The 10,507-nt window shown below is 70.2% G+C and carries 13 protein-coding genes; 6 read left to right on the forward strand and 7 right to left on the reverse strand.

What is annotated here, in order from left to right; all coding sequences use genetic code 11:
• Positions 1 to 438, forward strand: a 438-nt coding sequence (locus AUL35_RS16265) for an EamA family transporter (protein WP_156418038.1), incomplete at its 5' end; no start/stop codon positions are given.
• Here the strand turns inward: AUL35_RS16265 and AUL35_RS16270 are convergent.
• Positions 439 to 882 (reverse strand): cupin domain-containing protein, encoded by a 444-nt coding sequence (locus AUL35_RS16270; RefSeq protein ID WP_062016625.1) that lies wholly within the window; start codon positions 880 to 882, stop codon positions 439 to 441.
• Positions 879 to 1,646 carry a hydroxyacylglutathione hydrolase gene (gene gloB, locus AUL35_RS16275; protein ID WP_062016626.1) on the reverse strand — a complete coding sequence of 256 codons (768 nt, stop codon included), beginning with the start codon at positions 1,644 to 1,646 and terminating at the stop codon, positions 879 to 881. The genes AUL35_RS16270 and gloB overlap by 4 nt, the downstream gene beginning before the upstream one ends.
• 127 nt (positions 1,647 to 1,773) lie before the next feature.
• Between gloB and AUL35_RS16280 the strand changes: the two genes are divergently transcribed.
• The gene (locus AUL35_RS16280; protein ID WP_062016629.1) at positions 1,774 to 2,559 is read left to right on the forward strand and encodes a methyltransferase domain-containing protein; all 786 of its coding nucleotides are present in this window, start codon (positions 1,774 to 1,776) and stop codon (positions 2,557 to 2,559) included.
• 50 nt (positions 2,560 to 2,609) lie between these two features.
• Entirely contained in the window at positions 2,610 to 3,593 is a 984-nt protein-coding gene (locus AUL35_RS16285) for an aldo/keto reductase (RefSeq protein WP_062016631.1), read from the forward strand.
• Between the two features lie 16 nt (positions 3,594 to 3,609).
• Here the strand turns inward: AUL35_RS16285 and AUL35_RS16290 are convergent, their stop codons facing one another.
• From AUL35_RS16290 to AUL35_RS16300, 3 genes are read right to left on the reverse strand one after another with little or no spacing between them, the layout of a single operon-like run.
• Positions 3,610 to 4,239 (reverse strand): nucleoside deaminase, encoded by a 630-nt coding sequence (locus AUL35_RS16290; protein WP_062016632.1) that lies wholly within the window; start codon positions 4,237 to 4,239, stop codon positions 3,610 to 3,612.
• Positions 4,240 to 4,241: 2 nt separating this feature from the next.
• The gene (metW, locus tag AUL35_RS16295) at positions 4,242 to 4,895 is read right to left on the reverse strand and encodes a methionine biosynthesis protein MetW (protein ID WP_062016634.1); all 654 of its coding nucleotides are present in this window, start codon (positions 4,893 to 4,895) and stop codon (positions 4,242 to 4,244) included.
• The gene (locus AUL35_RS16300) at positions 4,892 to 6,076 is read right to left on the reverse strand and encodes a homoserine O-acetyltransferase (RefSeq protein WP_062016636.1); all 1,185 of its coding nucleotides are present in this window, start codon (positions 6,074 to 6,076) and stop codon (positions 4,892 to 4,894) included. The genes metW and AUL35_RS16300 overlap by 4 nt, the downstream gene beginning before the upstream one ends.
• A 128-nt stretch (positions 6,077 to 6,204) precedes the next feature.
• Here AUL35_RS16300 and hisC point away from each other — a divergent pair, with 128 nt between their 5' ends.
• Complete coding sequence (gene hisC / locus AUL35_RS16305) at positions 6,205 to 7,308, forward strand: histidinol-phosphate transaminase (RefSeq protein ID WP_062016638.1); 1,104 nt, start codon at positions 6,205 to 6,207, stop codon at positions 7,306 to 7,308.
• Entirely contained in the window at positions 7,305 to 8,270 is a 966-nt protein-coding gene (locus AUL35_RS16310) for a prephenate/arogenate dehydrogenase family protein (RefSeq protein WP_062016640.1), read from the forward strand. Before hisC ends, AUL35_RS16310 begins: the two co-directional genes overlap by 4 nt.
• Positions 8,271 to 8,273: 3 nt before the next feature.
• On the opposite strand, the gene AUL35_RS16315 is transcribed toward AUL35_RS16310, so the two are convergent.
• Complete coding sequence (locus AUL35_RS16315; RefSeq protein WP_082666383.1) at positions 8,274 to 9,314, reverse strand: DUF2125 domain-containing protein; 1,041 nt, start codon at positions 9,312 to 9,314, stop codon at positions 8,274 to 8,276.
• A 73-nt stretch (positions 9,315 to 9,387) separates the two neighbouring features.
• Here AUL35_RS16315 and AUL35_RS16320 point away from each other — a divergent pair, with 73 nt between their 5' ends.
• Positions 9,388 to 9,900, forward strand: a complete 513-nt coding sequence (locus tag AUL35_RS16320) for a gamma-glutamylcyclotransferase (RefSeq protein ID WP_062016644.1) — start codon at positions 9,388 to 9,390, stop codon at positions 9,898 to 9,900.
• 13 nt (positions 9,901 to 9,913) lie between these two features.
• Here the strand turns inward: AUL35_RS16320 and AUL35_RS16325 are convergent.
• Positions 9,914 to 10,507 (reverse strand): 1-acyl-sn-glycerol-3-phosphate acyltransferase (locus tag AUL35_RS16325; protein ID WP_062016645.1); only part of this gene is annotated, 594 nt, incomplete at its 5' end.

Below are 10,507 nucleotides of genomic sequence, written 5' to 3' on the forward strand. Positions count from 1 at the left end.
CTGGCGGGCGTCTGCGCCCTCACCTGGACGGCCTACTCGCTTCTGTCGCGGCGCTTCGCCGACGTGCCGAGCGACGTCGTGACGGGCTTCTGCGCGGCGACCGCCGTTCTGTCGCTCGCCTGCCACCTCCTGTTTGAGACGACCGTGTGGCCTGCCACCGGCGGCCAATGGCTGGCGGTCCTGGCGCTCGGCCTCCTGCCGGTCGGCGCCGCCTTCTACGTCTGGGACATCGGGGTGAAGCGCGGCGACATCCAGCTTCTGGGCGCGGCCAGCTACGCCGCGCCGCTTCTCTCGACGCTCGTTCTCGTTCTGGCCGGCGAAGCGGCGCTGACGGGACGCGTCGTCGGCGCCGCGCTCCTGATCACCGGCGGCGCGGTGCTGGCGGCCCTGCCGCTGTTCCGGCGGCTCTTCGGCAGCGACGCGGCGAGCCCCGCCTGATCAGCTTCTCGGCGCGCGCGGCATCGGGCGCCATCCCGGCGGCGCCATCTCGAAGCTCTCGAAGCGGAAGCCCGGTGCGACCGTGCAGCCGACCAGCGTCCATTCGCCGAGGCTGGTGGCCGTCTGCCACCAGTTGGCCGGCACCGTGAACTGAGGGGCCTCGCCGAGGTCCAGCGCGGCGCCGAGGCGATGGGCCGAGGCGTCGTGGCCGTTGGGCGAGACGGTGAGCACCAGCGGCCCGCCGGCGTACCAGTGCCACGTCTCGGCGGCGTCCGTGACGCGGTGCCACTCCGAGGTCTCGCCCGTGTCGAGCAGGTAGTAGATCGCGGTGGAGCGCGGACGGCCCGTCTCGTCCGCCGCCTCGTCGCGGAAGGTCTGCCGGTACCAGCCGCCCTCGGGATGAGGCTCGAGCTTCAGCCTGGCGATGATGTCGCGCGCCCTCAATAGCCGTTCCTCCGCTCGCGCAGCGCCGCGAACACCGCGACGGGATCGGCACCGGCCATGCCGATCGCCTCGGCAAGGCCAGGGTCGTCGGCGCGCAGGAACGGGTTGGTGCGCTTCTCGCGCCCCAGCGACACGGGAACCGTCGCCTTCCCCTCGATCCGCAGCGCCTCGACCTCCTTCACCCGCTCCTGCAGGAGAAGATTGCCCGGATCGACGTCGATCGCGAAGCGCGCGTTGGTGGCGGTGTACTCGTGGCCGCAATACAGCATCGTGTCGTCGGGAAGCGACCTCAGGCGCTGGAGGCTCGCCCACATGGTGGCGGCGTCCCCCTCGAAAAGCCGCCCGCACCCCAGCGAGAACAGTGCGTCGTTGGCGAACAGGAGCTTTTCGTCCGGCATGTAGTAGCTGATGCCCCCCGCCGTGTGACCGGGCGTGTCGATGACCTCGACCTCAAGGCCCGACAGGTCGATCCGGTCGCCGCCCGAGACCGCGCGGTCGAGGCCGGGAATGCGCTCGCGCTCCCGCACCGGTCCGATGATCTCCAGACCGAACCGCGCCTTCAGCGCCGCGTTGGCCTGCGTGTGGTCGTTGTGGTGGTGGGTCGTCAGGATGTGGGTGAGGTGCCAGCCCTCGCGCTGCAGCACGGCCACGATCGGCCCCTCCTCCGGCGCGTCGATCGAGACGCAAGGCCCGCCCGCGTCGTCATGGACGATCACCCCGAAATTGTCCCTGCGGCAGGGAAACTGGCGGATCTGGATCGTCATGCGAGGATGCTCCGAGGTTCAGGCGGCGGAACATAAGACGATCCGTGCCCGCTTCGAGGGACCGGGGTTCCGACGCGGCCGGGCAGAGGGTACTCTTGAGCCCAAACTGATCGGACCGGCGACCCGCGTGAACACCGACATCCTCGACCTCCGGGACTTCTACGCCTCGCGACTCGGCGAGATCGCCGTGCGCTCGCTGGCCTATTCGCTGGCTCCCGTCTGGAAGCCGATCCACGACGAGCGCCTCGTCGGCCTCGGCTACGCCGTGCCCTACCTGGAGCGGCTGACGGGCGACGCCGACCGCACGCTCTGCTTCATGCCGGCGGCGCAAGGGGCCGTGAACTGGCCGTTCGGCCGCCCGTCGCTGGTGGCCCTCGTCCACCCGCCCGAACTGCCGCTCGGCGACGCTTCGGTGGACCGCATCCTCATGGTGCATGCGCTGGAGTTCGCCGAGAACCCCGGCGAGATGCTGAGCGAGGCGTGGCGCGTGCTCGCCCCTGGGGGCCGGATCGTGCTCGTCCTGCCCAACCGGCGCGGCGTCTGGGCACGCTTCGAGCACACGCCGTTCGGCTCGGGCCGGCCCTGGTCCCGGGGCCAGGCGACGAGCCTTCTGCGCGAGGCGATGTTCACCCCCTCCGGCTTCTCCGACGCGCTGCATTTCCCGCCCTTCCGCCGTGCGGCGGGATTGAAGGTCGCGGGCGGCTTCGAGCGGGTCGGGCGCCGCTTCTGGCCTCTCTTCTGCGGGGCGATCATCATCGAGGCGACCAAGCTCGTGTATCGCGGCATCCCGGTCGCGACGCGCGAGCGCCAGCGCCTGCGCGCGATCCGCCCGGTGCTCGTGCCGCAGGGGGCACCGGCCCCCGCGCTCAACCGCGACGCGCTCGACGCCGGGCCGAACGATCCTATGTCGTGAAACCGTCAGGCCGGCGAAGCATTCGAACCGCCGGCAACGGAGAATCGATCATGGAACAGCGCCAACTCGGGCAGGGCCTCAAGGTCTCTGCGGTCGGCCTCGGCTGCATGGGCATGTCGGAATTCTACGGCGCGGGCGACGATGCCGAGTCGATGAACGTCATTCACCGCGCGCTGGATCTGGGCGTCAACTTCCTCGACACGGCCGACATGTACGGGGTCGGGCGCAACGAGGAGCTGGTGGGCCGCGCCATCAAGAACAGGCGCGAGAGCGTGGTGCTGGCCACCAAGTTCGGCAACGTGCGCGGGCCCAACGGCGAGCGTCTCGGCATCAACGGCCGGCCGGACTACGTGCGCAAGGCCTGCGACGACAGCCTGAGGCGCCTCGGCGTCGAGATCATCGACCTCTACTACCAACACCGCGTCGATCCGAACGTGCCGATCGAGGACACAGTGGGCGAGATGAGCCGCCTCGTCGAGCGCGGCAAGGTGCGCCATCTCGGCCTGTCGGAAGCCGGTCCCGCGACGATCCGCCGGGCGCACGCGACGCATCCGATCGCGGCGCTGCAGACGGAGTACTCCCTGTGGAGCCGCGAGCCGGAGGAGGAGATCCTTCCCACCCTGCGCGAACTCGGCATCGGCTTCGTGCCCTACTCGCCGCTCGGCCGCGGCTTCCTGACGGGCCGCTTCACCAAGCCGGACGACCTCTCCGACGACGACTTCCGGAAGAACAACCCGCGCTTCTCGCCGGAAAACTTCGAGGCGAACCGCCGGCTCGTCGCGGTGGTGGAATCGGTGGCCGCGCGCCGCTCGGCCAAGGCCGGACAGGTCGCGCTCGCCTGGGTCCTGGCGCAGGGCACCGACATCGCGCCCATTCCCGGCACCAAGCGCGTGCGCTACCTTGAGGAAAACGCCGATGCGGCGAATCTCGAGCTGACGCGCGACGACCTGGAAGAGCTCGACCAGGCCTTCCAGCCGGGCGCGGTCAAGGGCACGCGCTATCCGGAAGCCGGCATGAAGGCGGTCAACCTCTGACGCCGGTCCCGCACGCTCAGGCGTGCGGGATACCCTTCGCGCCCTTGTCCGCCTGATAGGTGGCGGAGAGTGCGGCATAGGTCTCGCGAATGCGCTCGACGCGCGTCATCAGCCGGGTGCGCGTCGCCTCGTCCGGCTGTGCGGCGATCGCGTCGAGAAGCGCATGGCTTGTCCAGTACTTGTTGCGGCGGTTGTAGAGCGGGCGGTCCGTCGGCACGGCCTCGCGGTCGGGGTCGGGCACGGCGTAGACAGCGCGCAGGATCTCGATGTCGTAGGGGATCGCGAACGCGTCCCGGCTGTCCTCGTAGCGGAACAGGTAGTGAAAGTTTCGGAACCCCGACCACGTGATGCCCGAAAGGCAGAGCGAGCAGGGTTCGTGCGTGGCGAGGAACAGGCAGTCGGCGGGCTCCGGCCGCTCGTTCGCGTCGATCTGGAAGAAGCGGCGGATCGCGTGCATCTCGCCATGCCAAAGCGGGTTCTCGGTCTCGTTGTTCGTCTCCGCGACGACGAGCGCCCCGTCGGCCCCGAGGATCGCCGCGCCGAAGAGCTTGTTGCCCTCCGCCACGCCCCGCCGCGTCAGCGGCACGATGTCGGTCTCGATGACGTCGAGCATCCGCTCGATCAGCCTTGTGTCCATCTCAGCCATTCCTATCGCTTCAGGACGAACACGGCCTGCGCGCCGAAGAGGTTCCAAAACCACCAGGGCAGGCGCATGCCGACGCGCTGGCCGGAGGCATCCAGCGCGATCGCGGTCTCGACCGTCGCGCCGACGTCGCGCGCGAGCTCCACGAAGTCGCGGATCGTGCAGAAGTGGATGTTGGGCGTGTCGTACCAGGAATAGGCGAGGTTTCGCGTCACGGGCATCCGGCCCTTGAGGAGAAGGCTCAGTCGCACGGTCCAGTGCCCGAAGTTCGGAAAGGAGACCACCGCCCGGCGACCGATGCGCAGAAGCTCCTCCAGAACGAGCTTGGGGTTCTCGGTCGCCTGGATGGTCTGCGACAGGACGGCATAGTCGAAGGCACTGTCGGGATAGTGCTGCAGGTCGCGGTCGGCGTCGCCCTGCACGACCGAGAGCCCGCGCCGCACGCACTCGTTGACGCCGGGCTGGGACAGCTCGATGCCGCGCGCATCGACGCCCCGCCGCGTCTCCAGCATCACCATCAGCGAGCCGTCGCCGCAGCCGACGTCGAGGACCCGGCTGCCCCGGTCGATCAGGTCGGCGATGAGCTTGAGGTCGACGCGCCCGTCTTCCGCGACCGTGCGGGTCGTGGGGACGGGAGCCTCGTGTTCGAGGGCGGTCATGGGTTCAGCCCCCTCGCCCGCGCGGCCGACGACACGAAGCCGCGCACCGCGCCGGAAAACTCCGGCTCGTCGAGCAGGAAGGCGTCGTGGCCCTTGTCGGTCTCGATCTCGACGAAGGAGACCGAGGCCGCGTTGGCGTTCAGCGCATGGACGATGGCGCGGCTCTCCTCGGTCGGGAACAGCCAGTCCGACGAGAAGCTCACGAGGCAGAAGCGCGTCTGGACGCCGCGGAAGGCGTCGGCGAGGCGCCCGCCGTGCTCGGCGGCGATGTCGAAATAGTCCATGGCGCGCGTCAGGTAGAGATAGGCGTTGGCGTCGAACCGGTCGACGAAGGTCATGCCCTGGTGGCGCAGGTAGCTCTCGATCTGGAAGTCGGCGTCGAAGCCGAAGCCGACCTGCTCGCGGTCCTGGAGGTTGCGCCCGAACTTTCGCTGGAGCGCGGCTTCCGAGAGGTAGGTGACGTGCGCGGCCATGCGGGCCACCGCCAGCCCCTTGTGAGGCCGGGTGCCGGCCTGGATGTAGCGCCCGGCGTGCCATTCGGGATCGGCCATGACGGCCTGGCGCCCGACCTCGTGGAAGGCGATGTTCTGCGAGGAGTGGCGCGCGCCGGTCGCGATCGGCAGGGCGCAGAAGACGCGTTCGGGGTAGGCCACCGTCCACTGCAGGCACTGCATGCCGCCCATGGAGCCGCCGATCACCGCGAAGAGCTGGCCGATGCCCAGCCGGTCGATCAGCATGGCCTGCGCCCGCACCATGTCGGGAATGGTCAGGACCGGCAGGTCGAGGGCGTAAGGGATGCCCGTGGAAAGGTCGATCGAGGCCGGTCCCGTCGAGCCCATGCAGGAGCCGATGACGTTGGAGCAGACGACGAAGAAGCGCTCCGTGTCGATCGGCTTGCCGGGCCCGATCAGCGACGACCACCAGCCCGGCTTGCCGGTGACGGGACTGGGGCTCGCCGCATACTGGTCGCCCGTCAGCGCATGGCAGACGTAGATCGCGTTGGACCGGTCGGCGTTGAGCTCGCCATAGGTCTCGTAGGCGATGTGGAAGGGCGACAGCGTCCGGCCGGCGTCGAGGCGCAGCGGCTCGTCCTCGCCGAAATAGGCGACCTTGGAGGATGGCTGGCGGGCCTCGCGAAGGCCGGCCGAAGCCTCCGGCGCGGGAGGAGCGATCGTGGACATGGCCCCTGCTATCGCCTCCCCGCGCGCCGCGCAACGCGCGCGTGCGGGCGCTCCTTACAGACGTCTCGACATCGCCGCCCCCCGGGTCTATGCGCGGGGCTGTCCTTCCCGCAGCATTGGAACTGTCCATGGCTTCCCCCAGCGCGCGTCCTGTCCCCCGCCCCGGCGTGATGGAGATCGAGGCCTATGTGCCGGGCAAGAGCCGCGCGCCGGACGGTGTGAAGCTGCACAAGCTCTCCTCCAACGAGACGCCCTTCGGCGCCTCGCCGCGCGTTCAGGAGGCGATCCGCGAGGTCGCCGGCCACCTCGAACTCTATCCCGACGGCCAGAGCAGCGCGCTGCGCCAGGCGATCGCCGAGGTGCACGGCGTCAATCCGGCGCGCCTCCTGTGCGGCAACGGCTCCGACGAGCTTCTGGGCCTCCTCGCGCAGGGCTTCCTGCAGCCGGGCGACGAGGCGATCCATACCGAGCACGGCTTCCTCGTCTACGACATCTACATCCGCGCGGCGGGCGGCGTTCCGGTGGTGGCCAGGGAGCGCGACGAGCGGGCCGACGTCGACGCGATCCTCGCGCTGGTGACGGACCGCACGCGGATCGTCTTCCTCGCCAACCCCAACAACCCGACCGGCACCTACCTGCCGTTCGACGAGGTGCGGCGGCTCCATGCCGGCCTGCCCGGCAACGTGCTCCTCGTCCTCGACGCGGCCTATGCCGAATACGTCAGGCGCAACGACTACGCGGCCGGGCTCGAGCTCGTGTCGGAGAACGAGAACGTCGTGATGACGCGCACCTTCTCGAAGATCCACGGCCTGGCCGCGCTGCGCGTCGGCTGGATGCTCGGGCCGGAGGGCGTGATCGCAGCGCTCGACCGCATCCGCGGGCCGTTCAACCTCAACGCCATGGCGATCGCGGCGGGCGCCGCCGCGATCCGCGACCGCGATCATGTCGAGCGCAGCATCAGGCATAACACCGAGTGGCTGGAGCGGCTGACCGCCGGGCTGGAAGCGCTCGGCCTGCGCGTGACGCCCTCGGTCGGCAACTTCCTGCTCGTCCACTTCCCCGAGGAGCCGGGCCGCACGGCCGCCGAGGCCGATGCCTTTTTGACGCAGCGCGGTTTCATCCTGCGCCGGGTCGCGGGCTACGGCTTCCCGAACGCCTTGCGCATGACGGTCGGCACGGCCGAGGCCAACGAGGGCGTCCTGGCCGCGCTCGCTGAGTTCACCGCCCGATGAGCGAGCCGCATTTCGAAAAGGTCGCCCTGATCGGCATCGGCCTCATCGGCTCGTCGATCGCCATCAACATCCGCGACAGGGGCCTCGCGCGCGAGGTGTCGATCGCCACGCGCCGCGAGGAAACGCTGCGCCGCGCCGAGGAACTCCGGCTCGGGACGAGCTTCCATCTCGACCCGGCCGAGGCCGTGCGGGACGCCGACCTCGTGATCCTCTGCCTGCCGGTCGGCTCCTGCGGGGCGGCGACCGAGGCGATGGCCAAGGGCCTGAAGCCCGGCGCGATCGTCACCGACGTCGGCTCGGTCAAGGGCGCGATCGTGCGCGACGTCGGCCCGCGTCTGCCGGCGGGCGTCCATTTCGTGCCGGGCCACCCGATCGCGGGCACCGAGCAGTCGGGGCCGGACGCGGGCTTCCTAGAGCTCTTCGAGAACCGCTGGACGATCCTCACCCCGCTGCCCGAAACCGAGGAGGCGGCGACCGAGGCTCTGCGGCGCTTCTGGGAGGCGACCGGCGCGATGGTGGAGGTGATGACGCCCGAGCACCACGACATGGTGCTCGCGATCGTCAGCCATGTGCCCCACCTCATCGCCTACAACATCGTCGGGACCGCGGCAGACCTGGAAACCGTGACGCAGTCCGAGGTTATCAAGTTCTCGGCGTCCGGCTTTCGCGACTTCACGCGCATCGCCGCGTCAGACCCGACCATGTGGCGCGACATCTTCTTGACCAACCGCGAGGCGGTGCTGGAGATGCTGGCGCGCTTCTCGGAGGATCTCGCGTCGCTGCAGCGCGCCATCCGCTGGGCGGACGGCGAGGCGCTGTTCGACCTCTTCACGCGCACACGCGCCATCCGCCGCTCCATCGTCCAGGCCGGGCAGGACACGGAGGAGGCCAATTTCGGCCGCCTCAAGCCGCGCCGTGGCGACCCGTGGAACGAGAAGGGCGCGACGGCGCCCGGAGAATAGCGCTCAGATCGGCGGGAGACGGCCGAGCGGAATGAAGCCGAGGCGCATCTCGCCGCCCCGCACCTGCACGTCGATGACGCTCATGCCGTTCTCCTGACGGCCCGCGAAGGTGATCGCGCCGGCGACCGCCTGCGTCACGCCGCCAAGCCCCGGCACGAGCGCGTTGACGGCGCTGGCGATCCGGTCGGCATCCGCCACGGCGAGGCGGAAGTCGCCTGAAATGCGCCCGTCCGCCGCGATCTCGAACGGCCCCGACAGGGCGACGCTGCCGGGAACGTTGTCGGCGAAGGCGAAGGACACGTTGCGCAGCTCGCCCGAGCGCCCGCGCAGGGCCTCGTCGAGCCGTCCCCCCGGCACGCCCCGCACCAGCCAGTCGCCCGCGCTGTCGACGCTGACGTCGGCCAGGACGTTGAGCGTGGGAAGCGCGACGCCGTTCGGAAGCTGGCCGGCGACGCCGTCGTTGCTGAGTGCCGCGAGCAGGGTCTCGCCGTTGCGCGCCAGATGCATCTCGAGGCGCTGCGAGGTGAGAAGCGGCGCGGTCGCCGCCGCCCCGTCGCTGCTGCGGATCGCCAGCGCCGGCTGGTCCACCGCGAGCGACATGCGCATCAGCCCCTTCGTGAAGAGATTGGTCGAGGCCTGGGCGAGCTCCCAGCTCATCTCCAGCGGCGGCAGGTTCGGCGCGTCGACGAGGAGAGGACCGTCGAGCTCGCCGACGATGCGGGTCGGATCGTAGATCTGCGCGGCGGTCCGCAGCTCGCCGGCGCTCGCCTTGATGCCGGAACTGGCCGACTCCACCGCGACACTGTCGCAATGAAGGCCGATGCGGAACGGGTAGCCGAAGACCTCGCGGTTCGGGCAGCTGATCGCGGTGCCGCCTCCGGCCGCGGCATCCAGCGCCGAGGTGACGCGCCCGTCGAGCTCGCGTGCGAGATAGAACCAGGCGGCCGTTCCCACGACGGCGAGGATCAGGACGAGGGCGCCGATCCAGGTGAAGACCCGCATCGCGCTCGAGCGCGGGCGCTCTTCCGTCCTTGCGTTCGCCATGATCCGATCCTTTCTGTCGAGCCGCAGATTCGCGGCGCCTTGTGGCGCGCGCTGGGCCGAGATGGCAAGGACGATGACGGAATTTTGGGTCTTCGGATATGGCTCGCTGATCTGGCGGCCGGGCTTCGAGTTCGAGGAGCGCGGCAAGGCGCGGCTCGCCGGCTTCCACCGTTCGCTGTGCGTCCATTCCTATGTGCATCGCGGCACGCCGGAGCGGCCGGGTCTGGTGTTCGGCCTCGACCGGGGCGGCTCCTGCGTCGGCATGGCGTACCGGGTGGCCGAGGAGCGGCGCGAGGCGACGCTGAAGTACCTGCGCGAGCGCGAGCTCGTCACCAATGTCTATCTCGAGACGGTCCTGCCCGTGCGGCTGGGGGACGGGCGCCTCGTGCGCGCGGTCACCTACGTCGTGGACCGGGGCCACGCGCAATACGCGGGACGGATCGAGGTGGCGGACGCCGCCCGGCTCGTCGCGCGCTCGCACGGCCAGTCCGGCCCCAATGTCGACTACGTGCGCTCGGCGCTGACCGAGATCCGCGCGCTGGGGCTTTCGGATCCCTGGCTCGAGGGGGTCGTCGCCCGCCTTTGAAAGCGCCGCCGCCTCAGGCCGAGACGCGGCCGAGATGAAGGGCCACCAGCTCGCTCATCGGCAGGTCGGGATGCTCGGCATAGGCGCGGCGCATCAGCTCCAGCGAGCGCGCCTCGACGCGCTCGCGCAGGGTCGCGACGAAGGTCTCGCGCTCGAGGCCCGGCGCGATCGGCTCCAGGAACTCGGCCCGGATCGTGCCCGGCTGCCGCCGCACCGCCTGGCGCGGCCAGAACAGGCCGGAGTTCAGCGCCATGGGCGCAACGGGAATGCGCAGCTTCTCGTAGAGGAAGTGGATGCCGGGCCGGTAGTTGGGCTGGGCGCCCGGCGCCGATCGCGTGCCTTCGGGAAAGATCACGATCTGGCGCCCCTCGCGCACGGCGCGCTCGGCGCCGGCCAGGAGCGAGGGCAGGACGGCACCGCGCCTGCGCCGGTCGACCGGGATCATGCCCATGCGCCGCGCGTACCAGCCGAAGACCGGGATCCGCATCAGCTCCTTCTTCAGGATGAAGGTCGGCTTCTCGACCTCCGGCAGGATCGCGATGACCTCCCAGAAGCTCTGGTGCTTGGCGGCGACGATCAGGGGACCGGCGGGCATATGCTCCTGCCC

Origin of the sequence: Aureimonas sp. AU4, from assembly GCF_001463765.1 — a bacterium.
In the GTDB taxonomy this organism is placed as follows: Bacteria; Pseudomonadota; Alphaproteobacteria; order Rhizobiales; family Rhizobiaceae; genus Aureimonas.

Excerpts from the sequence above, each read along its gene's own strand:
- metW (WP_062016634.1), bottom strand. The coding sequence starts at position 4,895 with ATGACCGCCCTCGAACACGAGGCTCCCGTCCCCACGACCCGCACGGTC.
- gloB (WP_062016626.1), bottom strand. The coding sequence starts at position 1,646 with ATGACGATCCAGATCCGCCAGTTTCCCTGCCGCAGGGACAATTTCGGG.
- AUL35_RS16310 (WP_062016640.1), top strand. The coding sequence starts at position 7,305 with ATGAGCGAGCCGCATTTCGAAAAGGTCGCCCTGATCGGCATCGGCCTC.
- hisC (WP_062016638.1), top strand. The coding sequence starts at position 6,205 with ATGGCTTCCCCCAGCGCGCGTCCTGTCCCCCGCCCCGGCGTGATGGAG.
- AUL35_RS16290 (WP_062016632.1), bottom strand. The coding sequence starts at position 4,239 with ATGGCTGAGATGGACACAAGGCTGATCGAGCGGATGCTCGACGTCATC.
- AUL35_RS16300 (WP_062016636.1), bottom strand. The coding sequence starts at position 6,076 with ATGTCCACGATCGCTCCTCCCGCGCCGGAGGCTTCGGCCGGCCTTCGC.
- AUL35_RS16285 (WP_062016631.1), top strand. The coding sequence starts at position 2,610 with ATGGAACAGCGCCAACTCGGGCAGGGCCTCAAGGTCTCTGCGGTCGGC.
- AUL35_RS16315 (WP_082666383.1), bottom strand. The coding sequence starts at position 9,314 with ATGGCGAACGCAAGGACGGAAGAGCGCCCGCGCTCGAGCGCGATGCGG.
- AUL35_RS16320 (WP_062016644.1), top strand. The coding sequence starts at position 9,388 with ATGACGGAATTTTGGGTCTTCGGATATGGCTCGCTGATCTGGCGGCCG.